The following is a 24,004-nucleotide window of genomic DNA, read 5'->3' as shown; positions in this document are numbered from 1 at the left end:
GATTGACTCGAGGGTAGGAGTGCTGCACTCTTCAGTAAACTCACTGGTTAGTATACATGGCTCAGAAAACTCAGCGGGTGACCCGCGATCGCATCTTAGATGCTGCAAACAAGTTGTTTTATGGTGAGGGCATTCGTGCTGTTAGTGTGGACGCCGTTGCCGAGAAAGCAGGTATCACCAAGAAGACGCTCTACTACCATTTCAAAAGCAAAGATGATCTGGTGACTGAGTATCTTATCTCCCGGGACCAACCCAATCTGGAAGCATTTGCGACGTGGTTTGATGAGGCGGAGGGGTGCGCTGCGGACAAGACTGCTGCAATTTTCCTGCGTGTTGCCTCAAACGCCCGGCATCCGAAATGGAAGGGATGCGGTTTCATTCGCACAGCTGCGGAACTGGCTAATATGCCGGGGCATCCGGCTGTTGTGGTGGGGGCAAAGCACAAGAAGGCGTTTGAGGCCTGGCTGGCAGAGCGTTATACGCTTGCCGGACTGATGGAGACTGAGGTTCTGGCACGCCGTGTGGTGTTGCTGATGGAGGGGGCATTTTCAACCATGCTTATTCATCGTGATCCTGCTTATGCTGAGGAGGCGGCTGATACGGCAAAGTGCCTTGTTGAACTGCAAGGTAAGGCTTAGCTGGTTTTGGTGTGTGAGCGCCTCACCACGATGGGAGGCGCTTCTTTAGGAGCTCAGCTGGTTGCCAGTGCTCTGGTGGTGCTCATGTTCTGCAGCCATGTGGTGATGTAGGACAGGCTTTCCTCCCAATTGTCTTCCAGCATGATGTCGTGTCCGGCATGGGGCACGATTTTATGCGTTGCCTCATAGAGGGCAGAAGAGTGCAGGGAGCGGTTGAAGGGGATGATGGCGTCTTCGCTGGCTGTGAGCCATAGTTTGGGTGTTTCATCATCTAGCGGGGGAAACCATTGCGGTGGGCGATGTTGTAGGAGCACGACGTCGGATTCTGGCCCAAGCTGGCTTTGAATGTACTGGGCAACCGGGTTCGAGCGATCTGCAAGGAACCACTTTGCCACGGTTTTGGGGGATCTGAACTGGAACTTGTATCCCAAAACAGGTGACAGCGCTGTTCCAAGCCAGTCGATGGACATGGCGTTTTTCAGGCAGTCTTGCATAACGTCAATGGCGGTCCATGAGGCGACAAAAACGGCTGCTTTCAGCCCGCCGACATATTTCAGATACCACTGCACCAAAGCGCCGCCCATGCTGTGGCCGATCAGAACGGCTGGCTGGTCATGGCGGGTAACCTCCTCCTGCACAAATCGGAGGTAATAGCCCAGTGTGGCTTCTGCTGTGGGGCGTTGTTCTGGTGAGTGACCGTGGCCGGGCAGGCTGATGGCGATACTCTCCCAGCCGGATTCTGCGAGTTTTTCCTGATAGTTCTTCCAGCACCATGCCCCATGCCACATGCCGTGGATGAAGATGAGCGGGGTTTTGTGCCGGGCTTGGTGGGGGATGTATCTGATGCGTTCAATTCCGCCTTCGACCACTGTGATTTGATGGTATTTGGCGGTTTCTTCGCGGCTGATGACCTGCACAGGACTATCTGTAAGAGTATTAGTGGTTTTAATGTAATCTTCTTCTCCGCCTTCTTTGGCGAGGTGGGAAATTTTAAAAGGACTAAGCATTGGGTTTGCTTTCAAAAAGAGCTAAGTATTAGCGCATAGTGTAGAATTGAGTTTTGAGTACTGACCAGAGTTTTGAGAATGAAACGGTTGCGTTAGATCGTCGCGGTATAATTGCGACTTGAAAATTTCTGATGCTTTTGGCTCACAGGGGCCTGCTTGATGAGAGAAAACCTGAAAATTTTCTTGGCAAATCAAAAAAGGTCGCTTAGAGCATCCTGAAGAATTTTTGAAAAACTAGAAGAAAAAGAACGCGAGCATATGCCGTCTTTCGAAAGCACACACCGGGTTCAGCACAGTGCTGATGATATGTTTGATCTGGTTGCAGATGTGGAGCAGTACCCCCAGTTTGTGCCTTTATGTCAAGCATTGCGTGTGCGCGGACGTAGGAAGATTGATGACCACCGTGAAATGATGGTGGCGGATATGACTGTGGCTTACAAAGTTTTCAAAGAGACATTTGCCAGCCGTGTGACCCTTGATCGTGAGGCGAGTAAAATTACGGTTGAGTATCTGGATGGCCCGTTTCGCCATCTGGAAAATGTCTGGAGCTTCGATCCGGTTTCCGAAAAGGAATGCGATGTGAGCTTCTATATCAATTATGAGTTCAAGAGCCGGACACTCGGCACCATGATGGGGGCCATGTTCGATCGCGCCTTCCGCAAATTCTCCAGCGCCTTTGAAGACCGCGCCGACAAAATCTACGGCACCTAAAAATCTGAAGACTGATGTCCGCTAAAATTGGGCGCGTTTAGATAATCTGAATATATTCCATAATCATAAGGGTAGCTCATATTCTTGTGTGGGCTATCGCAGGATCTCCAGGTGTTGCTTTAATCCTGCAGGGAAGAGGTCAACGTCGTTTGGGGTGAGTTCTTCGGGATCGAACCAGCGTGCGGTGATTTCCGTTCCGCTGTCTTCCAGAAATGTGATCGTTTCCTGCGTGGTGAAGGCATTTGGCGGGAACGTCACATTTGCGATGAACAGAATTTCGTGACCTGTGTGGCCTTCGTGTTCATAGATGTTTTCCATGACAACGGGATCGCCAGAGATTGTGACCTGGATGTTCAGTTCTTCTTTGAACTCTCTGATCAGAGCGGTCTTCCAATCTTCGCCAAACTCAACAGTGCCGCCAAGAGGGCGGACGCCTTTGAGGTTGCCTGCGTCATCATAGACTTCTGCTGCCAGCAGGCGATTGTTGCGCCAGTGCAGGCCGAGAGATTTCACCCTGATCGTTTGTGCTGGTCGCCAAATATGCATTTCGCCGCTGCTCCTTCATGCAAAATATTCATGTACAAAGAGCAGCCGAATAAAGTGCATTGGTGCTGATCAGTCGGTTGTTTTCAGGTCTTCCGGCATTTCATTGGCTGAAAGACCTCGGAGAAACGGCTTAATTCTTGTCGCGATTGTTCAGGAACTGGCTCAGGCGGGAGCCTCTCTTCTCGTAGTTTTTAGTAATTTCGGCTTCAGCCTGCTCTGGGGTAAGGCCGTTGCGCATGACGAAGGTGCGCCGGATTGCCTGAAAGCGGTTGGTGAGTTCCTTGTCCGGATCACCATGCTCCATGGTCTTTTCAAGAGAAGCGTAAATGCCGACGTCTTTGAGGTTCAACTGTGTGGTTGGTTTGGTGCACAGAACCACCCAGCCATAGCCCTGGTTTACTTCAAGGCGGATCTTGTGGCCAAGCTGTTCTTCCCATTTTGTCCAGGCAACAGAGTAGGGGCGCACCCAATAGGACTGGCCGCACAGGCGCAGCTCCTTATAGCCACCGCGTGGCATTTTCTGCACTTCGTGAGAGCCGATGAACTCGTCATCGAACCCTCGTGAAATGAGGAATACATCTGATGCCGCATAAGCTGAGGTGCTTAAGCACATGCCCAAAAACAAACTAGCAATATATCTCATGGGTATACCGTGACATTCCGTTGTAAATTTAAAACAGATTTTATCTAAGTTTTCTTAGAATGTCATAAGGTAGTAGTGCCTACCCGGTACTCTTTTAACGAGAAGGTAAATTTCGATTAGCTAGTTTCAATAAAATTTTCTAATAATTTTAATGCTTGTACCAGCGCCTGAAAGCGTATTCCCTCGCGTCCGGTGTTCTCGAAGAGGCATTGGACGTGCTTGGTTTCCTCTTGGTCAGCTGCAAAGCCAAAGTGGACAAGTCCGACAGGTTTGTCTTTGGTGCCACCGTCCGGTCCGGCGATGCCCGTGATGGAAACGGCCACGTTGGCATTGGAGCAAAACAGAGCGCCGCTTGCCATGGCTTTGGCAACTTCGCTGCTGACCGCGCCGTAGCTCATAAGCAGGTCAACGGGGACGCCGATCATCTCATGCTTGGCTTCGTTGGAGTAGGTGACGAAGCCACGATCGAGCACGGCAGAAGAGCCGGGCACTTCTGTCAGCAGGCCTGCGAGCAGGCCGCCGGTGCAGCTTTCTGCCGTGGTGATCTTGATCTCTTTTTCAGCGTATCTGGAGACGAGAACGCGTGCTCTTTCCTTAAGGCTGAGGATGTCGGTCATGGTTCTCTCTCCCTTGTTTTGGTGGCTTCGTTTAATCTTCAAACGGAAGCCGGATGGTTGCGCAGGCTTGCGCAGCAATGCCTTCCTGGCGACCGGTGAAGCCCAGCTTTTCAGAGGTGGTTGCTTTCACAGCCACGCGGCCAATGGGCAAGTCGCAGATCTGTGCGATCTGTTTGCGCATTTCTTCCCGGTGTGGGCCGATTTTCGGAGCTTCACAGATCAGCGTTAAATCCAAGTGTGCGATCATGCCGCCGCGCTTGTGAACCCGGTCTATTGCGTATTTCAGGAACTGGTCAGAGGCCGCACCTTTCCACTGCATGTCAGAGGGTGGGAAGTGCGAGCCGATGTCGCCATCTGCCAGTGCGCCGAAGATGGCATCCGTCAGGGCGTGAAGGCCAACATCCGCGTCGGAATGGCCTTTGAGTTTCTGGGTGTGCGGGATGGAGATGCCGCCGAGAATGACGGCGTCACCGTCTTCAAATGCGTGTACGTCGTAGCCCGTTCCAACACGAATGTCGCCAAGGTCTGCGAGTTGTTTCATGGCGATCTGTTCCTGTGCGTTCGTCATGTCTTTGAGTGTGGTGAGTTTGATGTTCTGCGGGTCGCCTGTTGTTATGGTGACAGGTTTGCCTTGCCATTCGATGAGCGCCGTATCATCGGTGAAGCTGTCGATGTTCTCATTGATCGCTTGCTGATGTGCCGCCCAAATGAGCGGATACGGGAAGGCTTGCGGTGTTTGTGCTGCCCAGAGGTGGGTGCGATCGACGGTTTCCAGAACCTGCTGGTTTGCATCTGCCTGCTTTAACGTGTCTGCGACAGGTACTGCAGGAAGGGCAGCTTGCGCGCCGTTTTGCAGGGCCGTGATGGCGTCTTCTATCACCGCTGGTGCTATGAAAGGGCGGGCGGCATCGTGGATCAGGACGTAGTCCGGGGCGTGTTCTTTCAGTGCTTTGAGGCCGCAGGCTACAGATGCCTGTCGTGTAGCTCCGCCAGTGACAGGTTTGATCAGGCGATTGTCTGTCAGTGTGCTCGCGGCACCTTGATAGGCCTTAGTGTCTTCTGCGTGGATGACAGGGAGGACAATGTCGACCTGTGTGGCGGATAAAATTGCTTCCAGTGTTCTTTGCAGAACAGTCTTTCCGCCGAGGTCCCGGTATTGCTTTGGGCTGCTGTCATTTTGCGTCGACATGCGTGAACCGCGTCCGGCTGCAACTATGATACATGCAATTTTTTCAGTGGACTGCAAAACTGGATCACCTGAATGAGTTGAAGCTGCTCCCTTATGCCAAGAGGCGTGAGCGGCTGCGTGGAAACCGTGTTGGTGAGGGTTTTGCTCGATTTAAGAGCGAAGCTCAACACTTCAATCTCTTCTCTTTAATATTCCCTTGCCTAAATTTTTAGTTTGGTTAGAATATGTGCAACTTCATATGCTGCTTATCAAATGTGCAACTGGGCTCTTTCAAGAAATATGCGTAATGCTTACGATAGGTAATATCCCTCTCAAAAACAAAGTTATTCTTGCGCCAATGTCCGGCGTTTCGGATTTGCCGTTTCGCCGTATTGCCCTGCGCTATGGCGTGGGTTTAGTGGTGAGTGAAATGGTTGCCAGTGAAGCGCTGTGTACCGGGCATCCAGAATCGCTGATGCGGGCTGAAGGTGAGGGGATCGATCCTCACATCGTGCAGCTGGCAGGCAAAGATCCTCACTGGATGGGCGAGGGCGCGCGCATGGCTGAAAAAGCCGGTGCGGATGTGATCGACATCAACATGGGCTGTCCTGCCAAAAAGGTGACCTCTGGTTATTCTGGTTCTGCTCTTATGAAAGATCTGGACCACGCCATGACGCTGGTTGAGGCGACGCTGGAGGCTGTGTCTGTTCCGGTGACGTTGAAGATGCGCCTGGGCTGGGATGAGACTTCCATTAATGCGCCGGAGCTTGCCAAACGGGCGGTGGATGCGGGTGTGAAGATGATCACCGTGCATGGCCGTACGCGCTCGCAGTTTTACAAGGGCAAGGCGGACTGGCGGGCAATCCGGCAGGTGCGGGATGTTGTTCCGGATGTGCCGCTGGTGGCCAATGGTGATTGCTGCAAGTTTGAGGATGCCGACGAGATGTTGGCGCAGTCTGGCGCTGATCTGGTGATGGTTGGCCGTGGTGCTTATGGGCGCCCGTGGGTGCCGGGGCGGATTGCACATTATCTGGAAACGGGTGAACGGCTTGCTGACCCACACGGGGAAGAGCTGGCCGCGCTTGTTGTGGAGCACTACGACGCCATGCTGGAGCAATACGGCTTTGAAATTGGCGTGCGGGCCTTCCGCAAGCATATGGGCTGGTATCTGGAAGCTGCGGGACGGCTTGATGATGCGCCGCAAGGATTTATGCGAGGGCTTATGACCAGTCTGGATGCCGATCTGGTGCGGAACACCCTTTATGACTGGTTTGTTCAAGTCCCTATGAGGAGCGCTGCCTGATGTTGGAGACGGGAGGAGACACTCTGACAGAAGCCGAGGCTGGTTTGGGCAAAGGTGTGCCGGGACAGGCCGTTTTGGATTCTCTGCCGCACCCTGTTGTGGTGGTTGGAGGAGATGACAAGATCGTTGGGGCAAACAGTGCGGCGGAAGACTTTTTCCATGCCAGTTTGTCGATGTTGAAGCGCCGTGAGGTGTCCTGGTTTGTGCCGTTTGGCAGCCCGCTGCTGGGTTTGATTGCACAAGTGCGTGAGCGCGGCGGTGCGGTTAATGAGTATAAGGTGGACATTGGGACACCGCGCATTGGGCAGGAGAAGCTGGTTGATATTCACGCTTCTCCTTTAAGTGATGCTCCGGGCGGCGTTGTGCTGCTGTTTCAGGAGCGCACCATGGCGGAGAAGCTGGATAAACAGCTGACCAGCCGCGGTGCTGCGCGTACCGTGACGGGCCTTGCTGCCATGCTGGCCCATGAGATCAAAAACCCGCTTTCTGGTATTCGCGGCGCAGCTCAGCTGTTGGAGCAGTCAGCCAGTGAAGATGATCGCACTTTGACCCGTCTCATCATGGAGGAGACGGACCGGATCGTGAAACTGGTGGACCGGATGGAGGTGTTTTCCGATGAACGCCCGATTGACCGCGAGCCGGTGAATATTCACGTGGTGCTCGATCACGTGAAACGTGTTGCGGAAAATGGCTTTGCCTCCAAAGTGCGGATCGTCGAGGATTATGACCCCTCCCTGCCGCCCGTTTATGCCAACCGCGACCAGTTGGTGCAGATCTTTATCAATCTGATCAAAAACGCGAGCGAGGCGTTGAGCGGCGTGAACGAGCCGGAGATTGTTGTCTCCACGGCCTTCCGTCCCGGTGTGCGTTTGTCTGTGCCCGGCGTGCAGGAGCGTGTGAGCTTGCCGCTTGAGTTTTGTGTGCGCGACAACGGCTATGGTGTGCCGGAAGATCTGCGCCCACATCTGTTTGACCCGTTTATTACGACAAAGACGAATGGCTCTGGCCTTGGGCTGGCGCTGGTTGCCAAGATCGTGGGTGATCATGGCGGCGTGGTGGAGTGCGAGAGCGGCAATCGGGGCACGACCTTCCGCATTCTGATGCCTGCCTTTACCGGGCCTGACGTACATTCTGGAATTGAGGACTAAGAGTATGCCGAGTGGAACCATTCTTGTTGCTGACGACGATTCTGCGATCCGTACCGTTCTCAATCAGGCTCTGTCCCGTGCAGGGTATACTGTTCGGCTGACGTCCAACGCCACCACGTTGTGGCGCTGGGTGAGTTCGGGCGAAGGGGATCTGGTGATCTCCGATGTGGTGATGCCGGATGAGAACGCGTTTGATGTGCTGCCGCGCATCCGCAAGCTGCGTCCGGAATTGCCTGTGATCATCATGAGTGCGCAAAACACCTTCATGACGGCGATTAAGGCCTCTGAGCAAGGGGCCTATGAGTATCTGCCCAAGCCGTTTGATCTGAAAGAGCTGACGGGTATTGTGGGCCGTGCGCTCGCTGAGCCTAAAGGCCGGCAGTTTGATATGAGCGGCGAGGGGAATGACAATATTCCACTTGTGGGTCGTTCTCCTGCCATGCAGGAAATCTACCGCGTGCTTGCCCGCTTGATGCAGACTGATCTGACCGTGATGATCAACGGTGAAAGTGGCACTGGTAAAGAGGTTGTTGCGCGGGCGCTGCATGATTATGGCAAACGCCGGAATGGTCCGTTTGTTGCGGTCAACATGGCGGCGATCCCAAAGGATTTGATTGAATCTGAGCTGTTTGGGCATGAGAAGGGCTCGTTTACTGGCGCTCAGGCGCGTTCTTCTGGTCGGTTTGAGCAGGCTGATGGTGGTACGCTGCTGCTGGATGAAATCGGTGATATGCCGATGGAAGCGCAGACCCGTTTGCTGCGTGTGTTACAGCAGGGCGAGTATACCTCTGTAGGTGGTCGTACGCCGATCCAGACAGATGTGCGGATTATTGCGGCGACGAACAAAGACCTGCGTCAGCTGATCAATCAGGGGCTGTTCCGTGAAGATTTGTATTTCCGTCTGAATGTTGTGCCAATTCGCCTTCCGCCTTTGCGGGAACGGACTGAGGATATTCCTGATCTTGTGCGCCACTTCTTCTCTATTGCAGAGAGCGAAGGTTTGCCTGCCAAGCAGATTGAGGTGGCAGCGCTTGATAAGCTGCGCCGTTATCGCTGGCCGGGCAACGTACGTGAGTTGGAAAACCTTGTGCGCCGTCTGGCAGCGCTCTATCCGCAAGATGACATAACCGCCAGTTTGATCGATCTGGAACTTTCTCAGCCTTCTACGGCTGTGAATGATTTGGATGCGCCGTCTGTTCAGGATCTGGGTGGGTCTGTGGAGCGGTATCTGGGCGATTACTTCGGCGGGTTTGGTGAAGATCTACCGCCTCCGGGCCTTTATCACCGTATCCTGCGTGAGGTGGAGTACCCCTTGATCAGTGCCGTGCTGGCAGCCACCCGTGGCAACCAGATTAAGGCCGCTGAACTTTTAGGTGTGAACCGCAACACCTTGCGCAAGAAAATCCGCGATCTGGACGTTCAGGTGATCCGCAGCTCTAGATAATCGATTTTTATCGAGTGAAACTTTCAAAATGGCGCGATCTCTTGCGCCATTTTGCGTTTAATGGGGTGAGAGTGCGTTTGAGTTGTGCGCTGCATGCTTATTCTGACCTGTGGATTTTTCGGTTTTCCCCATCAAGAGTGTGACTAATAAAACCCATTGTCGCATTTTGGCAACAATTCGTGCTAATAGTCTGTTTCCAATATTAATAAAGTTATCGCAGGTGCGCAGGTTCGCGTTTCATGATTTTCAAGTCAAAAGCAGAAGAACATACCCCAAAGCTTGATGCGAAAGGCCGCAAGTCTCGCATGTTTGGCCTTTCCGTGGTGTTGCTGGCGCTGTGTTCCATCGGGGTTTCCTTTCTGGTGCTGATGGGTGTGACGCCTATCGTTCCTTCTGAAACGGTTGTTTACATTGCGCTTGGATTTAATGGCGCACTGGTGTTCCTGCTTATCGGCTTGATCATCTTTGAGCTTGTGAAACTGTTGCAGGCGCGGCGCCGTGGGCGTGCTGCGGCCCGGCTGCATGTGCGCATTGTGACTATGTTCTCGCTGGTGGCTGCACTGCCTGCGTTTATTGTTGCTGTGGTGGCAACGATTACGCTGGATCAGGGGCTTGATCGCTGGTTTGAGACAAGAACGCGCAATATCATCACCAACGCCCAGTCGGTTGCGGCCGCTTATGTTCAGGAGCACGGAAACTCGCTGCGGTCCACGCTGATTGGCATGGCCAGTGATGTGGATCTGAACCGTAACTCTTATTTTTATGACCCCACTCGGTTTGACCGCTTTTTTGAGACCCAGACCTGGGTTCGCGGATTGCTGGGGGCATATGTTCTGAAAAATGATGGCACCGTCGTGATGCGCGTGTTGCGCGATCCGAAGGTGGAGCCTTTGCTGCCGCCGCAAGTGGCGATGAACCAGGCTAAAGACGGGGCTCCGGTTCTTATTGCGCCGGGTGTTTCCAACCTTGTGGGCGGCGTGATTAAGCTGTCTGCTTTTGATGATCTTTATCTTTATGTGACCCGTGCGCTTGATCCTCGGGTGGTTGAGTATCAGCGTCTGGCGGAAGCTGGTGTCAATGAATATGCGGAGCTGGAACAGCGACGCTTTGGTGTTCAGCTGGCGTTTGCCCTTGTTTACGTTGGTGTTGCGCTCGTTTTGTTGCTCTCCTCCATCTGGGTGGGCTTTGGGTTTGCCAACCAGCTTGTGCTGCCAATTCGTAATCTTATTGGTGCTGCAGATCAGGTTTCCAAAGGCAATTATTATGTTGAGGTTGAAGCTGCGAAAGCCAGTGGTGACCTTGAGAGCCTTGGTCGGACCTTCAACAATATGACGGGTCAGCTGCGTGGGCAGCGGGACGCGCTATTGGCTGCAAATGACCAGATTGACCGACGTCGTCGCTTCAGTGAGGCCGTGCTGTCTGGCGTGTCCTCCGGCGTAATCGGGATTGATGATGAGGGCGATGTGACCATGGTCAATCGCTCGGCAACACGACTTCTCAGTCAGGATGAAAACGAGCTTCTGGAAAAACCGATCTACGACAATCTTCCAGAGGTGCAAGAGGTTGTGTCCAAAGCGCTTGAAGAAAGCTCGAGCGGCTCACAGGTGGCGCAGGTTGCCATTATGCGTAAGGGGCGTGAGCGCACTGTGAATGTGCGTGTGACGACTGAGGAAGCGACCCGTTCTGAGCATGGTTTTGTGGTGACGCTGGACGACATCACAGACCTTGTTGCAGCTCAACGTAACTCAGCCTGGGCGGATGTTGCCCGCCGTATTGCGCATGAGATTAAGAACCCGCTGACTCCGATCCAGCTTTCTGCAGAGCGTATCCGTCGCCGCTATGGCAAGCGTATTGAAGATGATGACCGTAAGGTGTTTGACCAATGCGTGGATACGATCATTCGTCAGGTGGGGGATATTGGCCGTATGGTGGATGAGTTCTCCTCGTTTGCGCGTATGCCAAAACCAAAGATGGAAGAGGCTGATCTGCGCTCGGTGGTACGCGAGTCCACCTTTATGGTGTCTGTTGCCAATTCTCAGGTTCATTTTGAAACCGATGTGCCGGATGAGGCTGTACGGGCAACATTTGACAGCCGTCTGGTTGGGCAGGCTGTTGGTAATGTGATCAAGAATGCGTCGGAAGCTGTTGAGGCTTATCTGGCGAGCGAAGAAAACCCGGAGCAGGGCTCTGTTCTGGTGAAACTTTATAGGGAAGGTCCGGTTCTCACGATTGATGTGATTGATAACGGGATTGGCCTTCCAACTGAGCACCGCACGCGGCTTTTGGAGCCGTATATGACGACCCGCGAAAAGGGCACCGGCCTTGGGCTCGCGATTGTGCGGAAAATTATGGAAGATCATGGGGGTGGAATTGAACTGCTGGATGCGCCATCTGTTGCCGAGGGCGGGCATGGTGCCATGGTTCGGCTGACTTTGCGCAGTTTTGATGTTCCTTCCTTCACTGAAAATGTAACGTAAGAATGGTGGTGATAAGCCGTGGCAAGTGACATTCTGATTGTTGATGATGAAGCAGATATTCGTGAGCTGATCGCCGGAATTTTAGAGGATGACGGCTATAATACCCGCACCGCTGGCAACAGTGATGCGGCGTTGGCTGCGATTGCGGACCGTCGTCCTTCTCTGATTATTCTTGATATCTGGCTCATGGGCAGCAAGCTCGACGGGCTTGAAGTGCTTGAGGTGATCAAGAAAGAAAACCCTGATCTGCCTGTTGTGATCATTTCTGGTCACGGCAACGTGGAGACAGCGGTATCTGCGATCAAAAAAGGCGCCTACGATTACATTGAGAAACCGTTTAAGGCAGACAAGCTGGTTCTGATCACCGAGCGCGCGCTGGAAGCTTCTTCCATGAAGCGCGAGATCAAGGAACTGAAGCAGCGTGCTGGCGACGTTTCCAATCTGGTGGGCAGTTCGTCCTCCATTAACAACCTGCGCATGACGATTGAGCGCATTTGTCTGACCAACAGCCGTGTGATGATCACCGGGCCGTCTGGTTCTGGCAAGGAGACCGTTGCGCGGACGATCCATGAAGCGTCTCCTCGCTCCAAATCACCGTTTGTGGTGCTTTCTGCGGCGAATATCACACCGGAGCGGATGGAAGAGGAGCTCTTCGGCATTGAAGAGACTGACTCCACACCGCGCAAGGTGGGCGCGCTTGAAGAGGCGCATGGCGGGACCATCTATCTTGATGAGATTGCCGATATGCCGCTGGAGACGCAGAATAAAATTCTGCGTGTGCTGGTGGATCAGACCTTCACCCGTCTGGGTGGCCACAACAAGGTGAAGGTGGATGTGCGTCTCTTGTCTTCCAGTGGCTACAATCTGGAAAACCGGATTGCGGAAGGCTTGTTCCGTGAGGACCTCTATCACCGTCTGGCTGTTGTGCCGCTGCGGGTGCCTGCGCTTGAAGAGCGGCGTGAGGATATTCCTCAGCTGATCCATTTCTTCATGAAGCAGATTTCCAACTCCACTGGTCTGCCAATGCGCCGGATTGGTGAAGATGCGATGGCTGTGCTGCAAACGCATGACTGGCCAGGGAACTTGCGCCAGCTGCGCAACAATGTTGAACGTTTGATGATCCTGACACGGGCTGATTCAGAAGCTGTGATTACAGCGGATCTTCTGCCTGCTGAGGTGGCATCGACTGTACCAAGCATGCCGGGGTCTTCTGGCGGTGAAGAGTTGATGTCCTTGCCACTTCGTGAAGCACGGGAACAGTTTGAACGTGAATATCTGCAAGCACAGGTTAAGCGTTTTGGCGGTAATATCTCGCGTACCTCTGAATATATTGGTATGGAACGGTCAGCATTGCACCGAAAGCTCAAGTCTCTTGGTCTCACCTGATTGGTGAGCTTTGAGGTGGAGCAAAGGACTGAATTATGAAGGTTGTAATTTGTGGCGCCGGACAGGTTGGGTACGGCATTGCCGAAAAACTTGCAGCGGAGCAGAACGACGTTTCTGTGATTGATACCAGCCCACAGCTGGTTCATGCCATTCGTGACACACTGGATGTGCGCGGCTTTATTGGCCATGGTGCGCATCCGGATGTGCTGGCGCAGGCTGGTGCTGATCAGGCTGACATGATTATTGCCGTGACCTTGTATGACGAGATCAACATGGTTGCGTGTCAGGTGGCGCACTCTTTGTTTAACGTGCCGATCAAGGTTTCGCGTGTGCGTGCGCAAAGCTATTTGCAATCCCATTACCGCAATCTGTTTTCGCGCGATAACATGCCGATCGACGTGATCATTTCTCCTGAAATCGAAGTGGGTGAGATGATCCTGCGGCGCTTGTCGCTGCCAGGTGCAATGGAAACGGTGCGCTTTGCGGATGATAACATGATCATTGTCGGGATCGACTGTGGTGGTGACTGTCCGGTGCTGGATACGCCACTGCGCCAGTTGACCGAGTTGTTCCCGGATCTGTCGGCTGTTGTTGTTGGTATCGCGCGTGAAGGCAAGGTCTTTGTTCCGCACAGCTCTGATATGATGCGGGAAGGGGATCTGGTTTACGTTTGTTGTGAACGTGGTCAGGTGCGCCGTACACTGAGCATCTTTGGGCATGAAGAGCCTGAAGCTAAGCGTGTTCTTATCGCTGGTGGTGGTAATATTGGTGCTTATGTTGCTCGCCGTCTTGAGGAGAAGCAAAGCAGAACCAAAGTAAAAATTATCGAACATTCCCGCGATAGGGCTATTCGTATTGCGGATGAACTGCGCAGAACTGTGGTGTTGCATGGCAGTGCGCTAGATCAGGTGATGTTACAGGAAGCGGATGTCGAAGATTCCGACATGATGGTGGCGCTGACCAATGAAGATGAGGTGAACATCCTGTCCTGCGTCATGGCTAAGAAAATGGGCTGTGAACGGAACCTTTCCCTGCTGAACAACACCAGTTATCCAGCTTTTGCGCATGCTTTGGGCATTGATGCCTTTGTGAACCCGCGTCAGGTGACGATTTCCAAGATTTTGCAGCATGTGCGCCGTGGCCGTATTCGGGCAGTTCATGCGCTGCAAAACGGTGCTGCTGAGGTGATTGAGGCTGAGGCGCTGGATACTTCGCCGCTCGTTGGTCGTCCCCTACGTGAGGTTGAGCTTGCTGAAGGCATTCGCATCGGTGGAATCTTGCGTGATGGCAAGGTGGTGACACCGTGCGGCGATGAGCGTATCCAGGCCCATGACCGCGTTGTGATTTTTGCTATTGCAGACAAGGTGCGTCAGGTGGAGCAGATGTTCCGCGTGTCACTGGAGTTCTTCTAGAGCCAGTTTTGCTACATGGTTCCGGCGCTCTCGTATGAAAGTGCCGGAACATCAAGTCGTTAAGCCTGAAACGCGAGTGTTCGCGACTGGCCAGCAGAGGTGTCGTGGCCTTTGTTTTTTCTTCCCGTCTATAAACCTGTGATTTTAAGTATTTCTGGCTTAAACGCCCGGATAGTAGGTTGGTTTTAGCTTCCCAAAACGGAAGCTCAGGTTTTCTCAGTGATCCCACTCGGAAATATCTAGTTTTATCTGCTGTTAGCCACTTGATAGTATTCAGTAAATGCCCTTAGATGTAACCTGTTGAATGTTCCTGAACAGGAGAGGCTGATGAGCCGTGTTGCCTACGTAAATGGACAATATGTGCCACATTCTCATGCAGCCGTGCATGTGGAAGACCGGGGCTACCAGTTCTCTGATGGCGTTTATGAGGTGTGTGAGGTCTGGAGAGGCCAGATTGTGGACATGAGCGCCCATCTGGACCGGCTGGATCGGTCACTGAGTGAGTTGCAGATTTCAGCCCCTATGTCACGTGGGGCCTTGACGCGGGTGATGAAGGAAGTGATTTCGCTCAACCGGGTGAAGAACGGCTTGATCTACATGCAGGTTACGCGCGGCGTGGCTCCGCGCGACCATTATTTCCCGCCAGCTAATACTCCACCGTCTATTGTGATGACTGCAAAATCGGTGCCGTCACACAAAATGGACCAAATTGCGGCCAAGGGTGTTGGGGTCATTACGGTTGAAGAGAATCGTTGGGACCGGGTCGATATCAAGACTGTTGGTCTTTTGCCTAATGTCCTTGCTAAACAAAAGGCTAAGGAGTCTGGTGCCCGCGAAGCATGGTTTGTGGATAAAAAAGGCCTGATAACTGAAGGCGGTTCAACCAATGCTTGGATAATTCTAAAGAACGGCACTTTGGTGACGCGACCTGCTACCCACGGAATCTTAAAAGGAATTACCAGAGCGGGCGTTCTAAAACTGGCGGAAATGAAAGGCTTTTCCGTAGAAGAACGCGGTTTCTCTCTGGAAGAGGCAAAAAGTGCGCAAGAGGCATTTTTAACAAGTGCATCGGGGCTTGTCATGCCCGTCGTGAAAGTAAATGGAACAATTTTGGGTGATGGTAAGCCCGGTCCAATCGTTCAAGACTTAAGAAAATCATTCCATGAAGCGTCAGAGTTGATTAAACTGACGGTTGCCGGGGGTTAAGTGCCTCCGGTGTTTGCTGAAGGGAACTTAGGAAAGACGGCGCACCTTATTAGTGTTGGGGCATCTCTCTTGTGTTTGTGAGTGTCACTTGGCCGTTTCGAGGATGGGAACAGTAAATGGTGGATGCCGCGGCCGTGTCCACTGAGAACAGGAAAAAAATAGTTATGGCTGACCGCGCTCAAAATCTTCAAGATACATTTTTAAATCATGTCAGGAAGCAGAAGACGCCACTGACAATCTTTTTGATCAATGGTGTAAAACTGCAGGGTGTAGTTACTTGGTTCGATAATTTCTGCGTATTATTGCGTCGTGACGGGCACTCCCAGCTCGTTTACAAGCACGCTATCTCAACAATCATGCCAAATAGCCCTATACAGCTGTTCGAACCAGCTGAAGAAGAAGGCGAAAAAGCAGGAGGCTGATGAAGCCCCAATCTAAAAAAGAGGCCGGTCTGAACCGCAAGCAACGCGATGCGAATGTTGAGGCCGGCGAAGACGAAGTGACCCGGGGAACCCGGTCACTCGTCATCGTACCGATTATTCAAAGTAGAGCTCTGGCGAGAGGGAAAGGTGCTCCTGAGCGCCCCTTTGGTGCCGAGCGCAGCCCACAAGCCAGACTGGAAGAAGCTGTTGGACTAGCAGCTGCAATCGAGTTGGAGATTGTCTCCTCAAGTCTGGTTCGATTGGCAAATGTAAAACCGGGAAGTCTGTTTGGCTCAGGCAAGGTGGAAGAGATCCGCTTGCGAATTGATGTCGAAGAGATTGAGCTGGTTGTTGTTGATCATCCGCTCACCCCAATCCAGCAGAGAAACCTGGAACGAGACTGGAACACCAAGGTTATTGACCGGACGGGTCTTATTCTGGAGATTTTTGGTGAACGTGCGCAGACCAAGGAAGGTCGCCTGCAGGTCGAGCTTGCTCACCTGAGTTGGCAGAAATCCCGTCTGGTGCGGTCCTGGACCCACCTTGAGCGTCAGCGCGGCGGTCTTGGTTTTGTTGGTGGTCCGGGTGAGACCCAGATTGAGGCCGACAGGCGTATCATTCAGGATCGTATCACGCTGCTGAAAGGGCATCTGGAGCAGGTTCAGCGCACCCGTAAGCTTCACCGCAAAGCACGTAAGAAAGTGCCGCATCCGGTCATCGCTTTTGTTGGCTACACCAATGCGGGCAAATCTACGCTGTTTAACCGCATGACCAATGCGGAGGTGTTTGCCAAGGATCTGCTGTTTGCGACGCTTGATCCTACGCTTCGCCGTTTGAAGCTGCCGCATGGCCGTGAGGTCATTCTGTCAGACACGGTTGGCTTCATTTCCGAGTTGCCGCACAATCTGGTGGCTGCTTTCAGGGCGACGCTGGAAGAGGTTATTCAGGCTGATATTGTGCTTCATGTGCGCGATATTGCTCATGAAGACACCAAGGCGCAGTCTCAGGATGTGAATGAAACGCTTGAGATGCTTGGTCTTAAAGTGTCTGAGAGTGATCGTGTCATTGAGGTCTATAACAAGATCGACATGCTGGACGAGGCACATCGCGCCAAGTTGCTGGAAAGTAACTCGGTTGATGAGGGGCCGGTTGCGGTTTCTGCTCTGAGTGGTGATGGGATCGAAGATCTGATTGCCCGCATCGAGACGCGTCTGGCTGAGCAGCTGGATACCGTGACGATGGTTCTGCCGCACAGCGATGGGCAGGGGCATGCATGGCTCTATCAGAACTGCGAGATCCTTTCGCGCGACGATACAGAGGACGGCATTCGCTTGTCTGTTCGCGTCCCTGATGCGCATCGATCTCGCGTCCGGGAGCGTTTCGCGAAATACTTCGTGACCGGGCTGGAGCTGGCTGAAGAGCCGACTTCAGAAGATGGTGATGAGGATGACGACAGTGGTTACTCACCAATCTGATTGCCTCTGAGAGACGAATGAAAACAAGAAAGCCCTGCTCATGCGAGTGGGGCTTTTTTGTTGGTGGGCTGGGATATGCCGTAGGCATCCGCGTTATGCGCGGTCTTCCAGCCTTTCTGCTTGTGAGGGATTTGAAGGAGTATTGTTTGGTGTAGCGTTGCTGGTTGTTGTTTTGGCCGTTAGTCTGGTTATGTCATGACCTGCGCAGCCAATTCACATTTAAAGCTTACACCTCAACTGATCGCTGAGATTGATCGGTATTTGCTTGTCAGAACCGAGATCCGAAAGGCTGATCTGTGTTTGCTGTTTGGGTCTCACAGAAGTGCTGAGGCGCGGGTTCAGGTCACGGTGCAATTGTGGTGTGATGGGCTTGTTGGGCGAGTTCTGATTACTGGTGGTGAGTACACAGCGTCAGGGCAACTTGAGGCGCATGAGATGTGTGAGGCACTTGTCGCTGACGGTGTGCCAAGGCACCACATGATTTTGGAGGCCAGCGCGACGAATACGGGTGAGAATGTAGCGTTCTCAATTGAGCGTTTGAAGGAGCTTGGGCTTTTTGAGGCCATTGGCTCCGTGATTGCCGTTGGTAGTGTGAGCGCGTCCCGTCGCTATTTGATGACGTTGGAGCGGCATTGGCCGGGGGTAATCAAGATGATTGCGCCTGCAAACAAGTATCCGGTGGACGTGGCTGACTGGTCTGCTCATCCAGAGTTTGTGGCTGAGGTTTTGGAGGAGTGGGGCAAGATACAGCCGTATCTTAAGGTTGGATACCTGTGCGAGCTGAATCCAGAGACATGCCCTTTGATTGAATGAATGGACTGAGTTTCAGGCGAACATGGTGTCTGCTCGCCCGATGATATTCTTCAGCTTGCCGGATCAAACTTCTTGGCTGCTTGCCAATGGGCTTCCATCTCGTCGAGGAAGAGGTCTTTGAGCGGGCGTTGTTCGGCTGTTGCTGCGTCTTCTATGTGGGCGAAGCGACGGCGGAATTTGGCGTTTGTGCGTTTGAGGGCGGCTTCTGGCTGGATTTCCAGATGACGGGCGAGGTTGGCGATTGCGAACAGCACGTCGCCGAGTTCGTCTTCGATTTTTCTGCGGTCTGGCGTATTGGCTGTGACTTCAACGGTGAGTTCTTCGACTTCCTCTTTGATCTTGTCGAGGACGGGCTCTGCTGCGCCCCAATCAAACCCAACTTTGGAGGCGCGGTGCTGGAGTTTTTCGGCTTCTGTCAGAGCTGGGAATGCGGATGGCACTTCATCCAGAAAGCGTGGCATTTGATCAATGAGGCCCATTGCAGCGCGTTGTTGTTTGCGCTCCTGCTTTTCCTCTTCCTTGATGCGATCCCATGTGCCTTTCGGGAAGCCCGCTGCTTTTTGCTCGTCATCTCCGAACACATGCGGGTGGCGGCGGATCATCTTTTTGGTGATGGCTTCAACCACGTCGCCAAAGGCGAAGGCGTCTTCTTCTTCGGCCATGCGAGAGTGGTAAATGACCTGAAGAAGCAGGTCTCCCAGTTCTTCTTTCAGATCACTCAGGTCTTCACGCTCGATTGCATCGGCAACTTCATAGGCCTCTTCGATGGTGTAGGGCGAAATGGTTTTGAAGTTCTGCTCCAGATCCCAAGGGCAGCCGGTCTCAGGTGTTCTGAGGGCTTTCATGATTTCGATGAGGCGGGAAATGTCGCGGGAAGGTAGCATGGGAGTCCTGGTGCGTGAGAGCTTTTGTAATTCGGGCCGCACATTATCAGCCTCGTGGTTTCATGGCGAGGGGCTTTGTTATGCTTGCTGGGATATGTGGTGAATTGCTGCTCAGGAACTGGTTAAAGTTAATAAGGATTAACTTTAGAGTGTGCGTTTAAGTTACTTATAACGTTGCGGTATGTAAAAAGGAGGCGCCGGGGCGCCTCTTTGAAATTCCATGCTGAAACAGGAACTTAATCCAGATTCTTAAGGACGTCGCGTAGTGTGCTAACCAGTACGTCGATCTCGCTTTCTGAGATGACGAGTGGTGGAGACATTGCGATTGTGTCGCCTGTGGTGCGGATGAGAATATTCTTCTCATAAGCTTTCAGGAAGGCGGTGAATGCACGCTTGGTTGGCTCTCCTGCAATCGGCTCCAGCTCGATTGCGCCAATCAGGCCGATGTTACGAATGTCGATTACATTCGGGCAATCGCGCAAGGAGTGAAGGGCGTCCTGCCAATACGCGGCCATTTTGGCGCCGCGTGTGAGCAGCTCCTCTTCAGCGTAGACATCCAGCGTTGCCAGAGCAGCTGCACAGGCAAGTGGATGAGCTGAATAGGTGTAGCCGTGGAACAGCTCGATCAGATGCTCAGGGCCGGTCATGAATGCGTCATAGACCTTGGAGCTGGCAAACACCGCACCCATTGGTACAACGCCGCTGGTGAGGCCTTTGGCTGTGGTGACGAGGTCCGGGATGACGTCAAAGTAATCGACACCGAACGGAGTGCCCAGACGGCCAAAGCCGGTAATGACTTCGTCGAAGATCAACAGGATGCCATGCTCATCACAGATGTCGCGTAGGCGCTTCAGGTAGCCTTCTGGTGGAAGGATCACACCAGCTGAGCCCGCAACTGGTTCCACAATCACTGCTGCAATAGTGGATGGGTCGTGGAGCTGGATGAGACGCATGAGATCTTCAGCGTACTCAATGCCGTTTTTCGGCACGCCCTTGCTGAACTCATTGCCTGCAATGCCATGGGTGTGACGTATATGATCAACACCAGCGAGCATCGCACCAAACTGCTTGCGGTTGGCAACCATGCCGCCAACAGAAATGCCGCCGAAATTGACGCCGTGATAGCCGCGCTCGCGCCCAATCAGGCGGGTCCGTGAGCCTTCTCCCTTAGCCTTGTGGTAGGCCAGTGCCATTTTGAGGGCGGTTTCAACGCTCTCGGAACCGGAGTTGGTGTAGAACACGTGGTTCAGCGGGTCTGGCATGAGAGCTGCTAGACGGGCCGCGAGCTCGAAGGACTTTGGATGTGCCATCTGGAAGGCAGGTGCGTAATCCAGCTCGGCGACTTGCTTCTGCACAGCTTCGACGATCTTCTGGCGTCCATGGCCAGCATTACAGCACCACAAGCCTGCTGTGCCGTCCAGAATCTGACGGCCATCGGCGGCGGTGTAATGCATGTCCTTGGCCTTCACGAGAAGGCGTGGATCTTTCTTGAACTGCCGGTTTGCCGTGAATGGCATCCAGTAGGCATCAAGGTTGTTTGTAGTCAGGCCGGTGATCTCTTGGATCTCGTCCCGCGCCAATATGTTAGTCTCTGTCATTTCCCCTCCAGTAACGCTTGAGACGAATATTGCTTGTTCGGCTGAGCGCCTTAATTATTTTACCCTCTGGCAGGATATGGATTCGAGACTAGGTAGAAGAACTGACTAAATCAAGCGATATCAAACATATACGTGCATTATACGTTCGCCTATACCTGCGGTGGAGCGTGGCTATGTTGCGTAAAACTTTGCAAATCTGAGGGGCTGGTATTATAGCGTGCACTGTTGCTTTACTGGTTGTTTTTTGACCAAAGAGTAAAATTTCTTATTTCAATCAATGCTATGCATGCGTGATGTAACGGGCGGGCCAGATGAGCGAGCGCAAAAAAATAAAGGTGAATGAGCGCTACTCAATTGAGGAACGCGACATCAAAGAAGACTTCATCAGGGCGTCCGGACCGGGCGGTCAAAACGTGAATAAAGTGTCTTCTGCCGTGCAATTGCGATTCAATCTGGATGGAAATGCGACTCTCCCGGATGACTTAAAGACTCGTTTGCGCAAGATCGCAGGCTCACGCCTGACGCTGAAGGGCGAGGTCGTTTTGACAGCTGATCGCTTCCGCACGCAGGAGCGCAACCGAGAAGATGCGTTGGAGCGGTTGCTGGAGCTTATTCGCAAAGCAGCTTATGTGCCCAAGACGCGCAAAGCCACACGGCCAACGCTGGCCTCCAAGCGCCGGCGAATGGAAGGGAAGAAGCAGCGCGGCAACATCAAGAAGCTGCGTAGTTCCAAGAATTACGACTGATTTGAAGGCTTGGCTCCTCCGGTAAGGCTAATCGCCCATATGCTTATGAGTGCGAGGGTGAGCCTGTCGCGCCCCACGGGACGACCAAAAAACAACAGCGCATCCAAACTGTCTGACAAAAATACAAAGAGATATTTATCAAGCAACGTAAGTCTTCATCATGTTTTTTTTGATCTAGTCCTTTTATGAAAAACACCTTGTTTGCTTTAGGCAGAGGCATGTCACGATGATGAACATCAATTTCAATTCAGACGATGAAGACAATCCAATACATGCTGCGCTCAAAAAGTTCTTGATCGACTGCCAGGTGCAGGATCTTAAAGAGGCAGGTAAGACCGAAGAAGCTGAGCAGCTTGCTTTAAAAAATGTAGAGCAGGATTTAAGCGCTATCGAGCAAGAGCAGTTAGCATCTGGATCGAACGATGAGAATTACACACCTGACACAGTGCCTGAGCAGTGTGTGAGCAAGACTTTTGACAATTATGCAGACAACTTTGATCAGCACCTGACGAAACAGCTCAACTATGCGGTGCCTCTGATTATTCAGGAGATGGTCAGCAAGTTCACAGAGGGCAGGTTTAAACGCCTTTTGGATTTAGGGTGTGGCACTGGTTTGTGCACTGAGGTAATCGGCGATCTTGTACTGCATAAGACGGGAGTAGACCTTTCTGAAGGGATGCTTGAGAAGGCCGATCAGAAAAGTCTTTATGACGATCTTTATTTGAATGATCTGACTGAATTCCTGCAGAACGACTGGGATGAACGCTGGGACTTAATCATCTCTGGCGATACATTTATTTATCTTGGGGCACTGGAGGAGGCTGTCGCTGGCCTTGCGAAGAACATTGAGCTTAATGGCAAGGTCATTTTCACAACGGAAACAGCGGCAGACGAGGCTTTTTCAGAAAAACCATATGTGATGAGCAATCGTGGAAGGTTTGCCCATTCTGCTGATTATCTACGCAAGGTGCTGGCGGATAACGACTTTACACTTATTGAACTGGATGAAATTACGCCGCGTTTTGAGGATGGAAAGCCCGTTCTGGGGCTTGTTGTTGTTGCACAGTATAACGGCAAATGAACTCATAGAGCGCTTGAGTTTTCTGAGTTCGCCCGATGAGACAAAGTGGCTGAGCCGAACTGTTGCTTAGTCTTCTTCTTCCAAAATTCGAAGTGCAGCGTCCATGGCAAGTGTGTAACCGTGCGCGCCGAGACCGCAGATCATTCCGTTTGCGACCTTGGAGATGTAGGAAGTGTGGCGGAACTCTTCCCGCTGGTGGATGTTTGAGAGGTGGAGTTCGATCACCGGGCGTTCCACACTGGCGATTGCATCCATGATTGCAATTGAGGTGTGGGTATAAGCGCCTGCATTGAGCACGATTGCGGTCCGCGTCTGGCGGGTCTCGTGAATCCAGTCGATCAGCTCGCCTTCATGGTTGGATTGCTTACATTCTATGTCGAGGCCGAGCTGTTTTGCGTGGGCGCGGCACTGATCTTCAATTTCTGCAAGGGTGGTGGAGCCATAAACTTCTGGCTGGCGCATTCCAAGCAGGTTCAGGTTCGGTCCATTGAGGATGAGGATCTTCTTCATGAAAGCTCTCTGAAGTTGTGCGGTGATCAAGTCTCACCTTAATGGCTTGAAAGCAGCTGAGACGCAAGGTCTTTGCTGTTGAGGCCGAGTGTTGACTTCAGTTCTTCCTTAAGGATCTGGACGGCCATGTCTGGCGTCAGATCTGTGTCGGGCAGGTTGGACACGTCGTAGAGATTAAAGGCCAGTGACATGAGTTTCCATGCAACAAGTTCGGCGGGTAAGGTGAGGGCGTACTCGCCGGTGCGGATGCCTTCCTTGAGGTTGTTGCAGATCCATTCCTGGATTTTGTTGGTTTCTTCAGCGTAGACACGGGCAAACTCCGGTTCTCTGTTGGCTTCATCTGCTGCACTGATCCATATGCTGGTCTCTGCCTTTTCCTGAGGAGTTGCATTGAAGCTGATGAGGCGGAGCAGGGCTTGTGTCGGTGGAAGATCTTTGGAGACCGAGATGCAATTATCGCCGTTCTTTTGAGAGAGGTAGCGCAGGGCTTCGCACTTTAAGTCTGTGAGTGATTTAAAATGGTGATGAACAATGCCGGTTGCGGCGCCAAGCTGTTTGGCTACAGCGCGGGTGGTGATGCCAGCAAACCCATTTTCCTTCACAACGTCCAGCGTTGCCAGAATGATTGCTTTGCGGCGTTCTTCCTTCGCCAGATAGGCCATATAGCGTTCCAGATTAGCTCTTTAAATTGGTCAATCTTGACATAGCATGAAATTGAGCATATGTCCAAGTTGATCGATCGTTCAAATTCAATTTCTTATCAATTTTG

General features: G+C 52.5%; 23 protein-coding genes. 14 read left to right on the top strand and 9 right to left on the bottom strand.

From position 1 onward, the window contains the following. Window positions 1–56 precede the first annotated feature (56 nt). Window positions 57–638, top strand: coding sequence for a TetR/AcrR family transcriptional regulator (locus PsW74_RS15400; protein ID WP_063288843.1), 582 nt, complete (start codon window positions 57–59; stop codon window positions 636–638). 53 nt (window positions 639–691) lie between these two features. On the opposite strand, the gene PsW74_RS15395 is transcribed toward PsW74_RS15400, so the two are convergent. Beyond that, entirely contained in the window at window positions 692–1,645 is a 954-nt protein-coding gene (locus tag PsW74_RS15395; protein ID WP_063288842.1) for an alpha/beta fold hydrolase, read from the bottom strand. 258 nt (window positions 1,646–1,903) lie between these two features. Between PsW74_RS15395 and PsW74_RS15390 the strand changes: the two genes are divergently transcribed. Continuing rightward, window positions 1,904–2,356: a type II toxin-antitoxin system RatA family toxin gene (locus tag PsW74_RS15390; protein WP_082597188.1), complete on the top strand. Its 453-nt coding sequence runs from the start codon at window positions 1,904–1,906 to the stop codon at window positions 2,354–2,356. 93 nt (window positions 2,357–2,449) lie between these two features. On the opposite strand, the gene PsW74_RS15385 is transcribed toward PsW74_RS15390, so the two are convergent. The 4 genes from PsW74_RS15385 to PsW74_RS15370 form a co-directional block, all read right to left on the bottom strand. Beyond that, a complete protein-coding gene (locus PsW74_RS15385; protein ID WP_063288841.1) occupies window positions 2,450–2,902 on the bottom strand; it encodes an NUDIX hydrolase in 453 nt (150 codons plus the stop codon). A gap of 130 nt (window positions 2,903–3,032) precedes the next feature. After that, a complete protein-coding gene (locus PsW74_RS15380) occupies window positions 3,033–3,545 on the bottom strand; it encodes a hypothetical protein (RefSeq protein ID WP_208980785.1) in 513 nt (170 codons plus the stop codon). A 116-nt stretch (window positions 3,546–3,661) separates the two neighbouring features. Next, entirely contained in the window at window positions 3,662–4,162 is a 501-nt protein-coding gene (locus PsW74_RS15375; protein WP_063288840.1) for a CinA family protein, read from the bottom strand. 31 nt (window positions 4,163–4,193) lie between these two features. After that, a complete protein-coding gene (locus PsW74_RS15370) occupies window positions 4,194–5,408 on the bottom strand; it encodes a bifunctional 2-C-methyl-D-erythritol 4-phosphate cytidylyltransferase/2-C-methyl-D-erythritol 2,4-cyclodiphosphate synthase (protein WP_193775957.1) in 1,215 nt (404 codons plus the stop codon). A gap of 229 nt (window positions 5,409–5,637) precedes the next feature. Here PsW74_RS15370 and dusB point away from each other — a divergent pair, with 229 nt between their 5' ends. The 10 genes from dusB to PsW74_RS15320 all read left to right on the top strand — a co-directional run bounded on the left by dusB (window position 5,638) and on the right by PsW74_RS15320 (window position 18,416). Beyond that, window positions 5,638–6,633 carry a tRNA dihydrouridine synthase DusB gene (gene dusB / locus PsW74_RS15365; RefSeq protein ID WP_063288839.1) on the top strand — a complete coding sequence of 332 codons (996 nt, stop codon included), beginning with the start codon at window positions 5,638–5,640 and terminating at the stop codon, window positions 6,631–6,633. After that, the gene (locus tag PsW74_RS15360; protein ID WP_082597189.1) at window positions 6,633–7,781 is read left to right on the top strand and encodes a nitrogen regulation protein NR(II); all 1,149 of its coding nucleotides are present in this window, start codon (window positions 6,633–6,635) and stop codon (window positions 7,779–7,781) included. Before dusB ends, PsW74_RS15360 begins: the two co-directional genes overlap by 1 nt. Window positions 7,782–7,785: 4 nt before the next feature. Next, window positions 7,786–9,225 (top strand): nitrogen regulation protein NR(I), encoded by a 1,440-nt coding sequence (gene ntrC / locus PsW74_RS15355; protein ID WP_063288838.1) that lies wholly within the window; start codon window positions 7,786–7,788, stop codon window positions 9,223–9,225. Window positions 9,226–9,464: 239 nt separating this feature from the next. After that, the gene (locus PsW74_RS15350; protein WP_057466221.1) at window positions 9,465–11,702 is read left to right on the top strand and encodes a PAS domain-containing sensor histidine kinase; all 2,238 of its coding nucleotides are present in this window, start codon (window positions 9,465–9,467) and stop codon (window positions 11,700–11,702) included. 18 nt (window positions 11,703–11,720) lie between these two features. Beyond that, on the top strand, window positions 11,721–13,088 hold the full coding sequence (locus tag PsW74_RS15345; RefSeq protein ID WP_063288837.1) for a sigma-54 dependent transcriptional regulator: 1,368 nt from the start codon (window positions 11,721–11,723) through the stop codon (window positions 13,086–13,088). A gap of 35 nt (window positions 13,089–13,123) precedes the next feature. Then, window positions 13,124–14,500 carry a Trk system potassium transporter TrkA gene (gene trkA / locus PsW74_RS15340; protein ID WP_057466224.1) on the top strand — a complete coding sequence of 459 codons (1,377 nt, stop codon included), beginning with the start codon at window positions 13,124–13,126 and terminating at the stop codon, window positions 14,498–14,500. Window positions 14,501–14,827: 327 nt separating this feature from the next. After that, window positions 14,828–15,706 carry a D-amino-acid transaminase gene (locus tag PsW74_RS15335; protein ID WP_063288836.1) on the top strand — a complete coding sequence of 293 codons (879 nt, stop codon included), beginning with the start codon at window positions 14,828–14,830 and terminating at the stop codon, window positions 15,704–15,706. Window positions 15,707–15,870: 164 nt separating this feature from the next. Next, window positions 15,871–16,128 carry an RNA chaperone Hfq gene (gene hfq / locus PsW74_RS15330; RefSeq protein ID WP_008546823.1) on the top strand — a complete coding sequence of 86 codons (258 nt, stop codon included), beginning with the start codon at window positions 15,871–15,873 and terminating at the stop codon, window positions 16,126–16,128. Next, window positions 16,128–17,603, top strand: coding sequence for a GTPase HflX (gene hflX / locus PsW74_RS15325; protein WP_063288835.1), 1,476 nt, complete (start codon window positions 16,128–16,130; stop codon window positions 17,601–17,603). The genes hfq and hflX overlap by 1 nt, the downstream gene beginning before the upstream one ends. A 195-nt stretch (window positions 17,604–17,798) precedes the next feature. Beyond that, complete coding sequence (locus PsW74_RS15320) at window positions 17,799–18,416, top strand: YdcF family protein (RefSeq protein ID WP_063288834.1); 618 nt, start codon at window positions 17,799–17,801, stop codon at window positions 18,414–18,416. A 50-nt stretch (window positions 18,417–18,466) separates the two neighbouring features. On the opposite strand, the gene mazG is transcribed toward PsW74_RS15320, so the two are convergent. After that, window positions 18,467–19,300: a nucleoside triphosphate pyrophosphohydrolase gene (mazG, locus tag PsW74_RS15315; protein ID WP_063288833.1), complete on the bottom strand. Its 834-nt coding sequence runs from the start codon at window positions 19,298–19,300 to the stop codon at window positions 18,467–18,469. A 236-nt stretch (window positions 19,301–19,536) separates the two neighbouring features. Then, window positions 19,537–20,898, bottom strand: a complete 1,362-nt coding sequence (locus PsW74_RS15310) for an aspartate aminotransferase family protein (protein ID WP_063288832.1) — start codon at window positions 20,896–20,898, stop codon at window positions 19,537–19,539. Window positions 20,899–21,209: 311 nt separating this feature from the next. Here PsW74_RS15310 and arfB point away from each other — a divergent pair, with 311 nt between their 5' ends. Both arfB and PsW74_RS15300 read left to right on the top strand, forming a co-directional pair. Then, a complete protein-coding gene (arfB, locus tag PsW74_RS15305) occupies window positions 21,210–21,644 on the top strand; it encodes an alternative ribosome rescue aminoacyl-tRNA hydrolase ArfB (protein WP_057466233.1) in 435 nt (144 codons plus the stop codon). A gap of 226 nt (window positions 21,645–21,870) precedes the next feature. Further along, on the top strand, window positions 21,871–22,725 hold the full coding sequence (locus PsW74_RS15300; RefSeq protein WP_063288831.1) for a methyltransferase domain-containing protein: 855 nt from the start codon (window positions 21,871–21,873) through the stop codon (window positions 22,723–22,725). A 66-nt stretch (window positions 22,726–22,791) separates the two neighbouring features. Here the strand turns inward: PsW74_RS15300 and aroQ are convergent, their stop codons facing one another. Together aroQ and PsW74_RS15290 are read right to left on the bottom strand one after the other, a co-directional pair. Then, window positions 22,792–23,235: a type II 3-dehydroquinate dehydratase gene (aroQ, locus tag PsW74_RS15295; protein WP_063288830.1), complete on the bottom strand. Its 444-nt coding sequence runs from the start codon at window positions 23,233–23,235 to the stop codon at window positions 22,792–22,794. A 38-nt stretch (window positions 23,236–23,273) separates the two neighbouring features. Continuing rightward, window positions 23,274–23,897: a TetR family transcriptional regulator C-terminal domain-containing protein gene (locus tag PsW74_RS15290; protein ID WP_063288829.1), complete on the bottom strand. Its 624-nt coding sequence runs from the start codon at window positions 23,895–23,897 to the stop codon at window positions 23,274–23,276. Window positions 23,898–24,004 lie beyond the last annotated feature (107 nt).

The organism is Pseudovibrio sp. W74 (genome assembly GCF_001623085.1).
GTDB lineage: Bacteria > Pseudomonadota > Alphaproteobacteria > Rhizobiales > Stappiaceae > Pseudovibrio.
This window is presented reverse-complemented; position numbering and strand designations above follow the sequence as displayed.

Excerpts from the sequence above, each read along its gene's own strand:
- PsW74_RS15335 (WP_063288836.1), top strand. The coding sequence starts at position 14,828 with ATGAGCCGTGTTGCCTACGTAAATGGACAATATGTGCCACATTCTCAT.
- PsW74_RS15310 (WP_063288832.1), bottom strand. The coding sequence starts at position 20,898 with ATGACAGAGACTAACATATTGGCGCGGGACGAGATCCAAGAGATCACC.
- trkA (WP_057466224.1), top strand. The coding sequence starts at position 13,124 with ATGAAGGTTGTAATTTGTGGCGCCGGACAGGTTGGGTACGGCATTGCC.
- PsW74_RS15395 (WP_063288842.1), bottom strand. The coding sequence starts at position 1,645 with ATGCTTAGTCCTTTTAAAATTTCCCACCTCGCCAAAGAAGGCGGAGAA.
- arfB (WP_057466233.1), top strand. The coding sequence starts at position 21,210 with ATGAGCGAGCGCAAAAAAATAAAGGTGAATGAGCGCTACTCAATTGAG.
- PsW74_RS15375 (WP_063288840.1), bottom strand. The coding sequence starts at position 4,162 with ATGACCGACATCCTCAGCCTTAAGGAAAGAGCACGCGTTCTCGTCTCC.
- hfq (WP_008546823.1), top strand. The coding sequence starts at position 15,871 with ATGGCTGACCGCGCTCAAAATCTTCAAGATACATTTTTAAATCATGTC.
- PsW74_RS15290 (WP_063288829.1), bottom strand. The coding sequence starts at position 23,897 with ATGGCCTATCTGGCGAAGGAAGAACGCCGCAAAGCAATCATTCTGGCA.
- PsW74_RS15320 (WP_063288834.1), top strand. The coding sequence starts at position 17,799 with ATGACCTGCGCAGCCAATTCACATTTAAAGCTTACACCTCAACTGATC.
- PsW74_RS15380 (WP_208980785.1), bottom strand. The coding sequence starts at position 3,545 with ATGAGATATATTGCTAGTTTGTTTTTGGGCATGTGCTTAAGCACCTCA.
- ntrC (WP_063288838.1), top strand. The coding sequence starts at position 7,786 with ATGCCGAGTGGAACCATTCTTGTTGCTGACGACGATTCTGCGATCCGT.
- PsW74_RS15385 (WP_063288841.1), bottom strand. The coding sequence starts at position 2,902 with ATGCATATTTGGCGACCAGCACAAACGATCAGGGTGAAATCTCTCGGC.
- PsW74_RS15300 (WP_063288831.1), top strand. The coding sequence starts at position 21,871 with ATGATGAACATCAATTTCAATTCAGACGATGAAGACAATCCAATACAT.
- mazG (WP_063288833.1), bottom strand. The coding sequence starts at position 19,300 with ATGCTACCTTCCCGCGACATTTCCCGCCTCATCGAAATCATGAAAGCC.
- dusB (WP_063288839.1), top strand. The coding sequence starts at position 5,638 with ATGCTTACGATAGGTAATATCCCTCTCAAAAACAAAGTTATTCTTGCG.
- hflX (WP_063288835.1), top strand. The coding sequence starts at position 16,128 with ATGAAGCCCCAATCTAAAAAAGAGGCCGGTCTGAACCGCAAGCAACGC.
- aroQ (WP_063288830.1), bottom strand. The coding sequence starts at position 23,235 with ATGAAGAAGATCCTCATCCTCAATGGACCGAACCTGAACCTGCTTGGA.
- PsW74_RS15390 (WP_082597188.1), top strand. The coding sequence starts at position 1,904 with ATGCCGTCTTTCGAAAGCACACACCGGGTTCAGCACAGTGCTGATGAT.
- PsW74_RS15360 (WP_082597189.1), top strand. The coding sequence starts at position 6,633 with ATGTTGGAGACGGGAGGAGACACTCTGACAGAAGCCGAGGCTGGTTTG.
- PsW74_RS15400 (WP_063288843.1), top strand. The coding sequence starts at position 57 with ATGGCTCAGAAAACTCAGCGGGTGACCCGCGATCGCATCTTAGATGCT.
- PsW74_RS15350 (WP_057466221.1), top strand. The coding sequence starts at position 9,465 with ATGATTTTCAAGTCAAAAGCAGAAGAACATACCCCAAAGCTTGATGCG.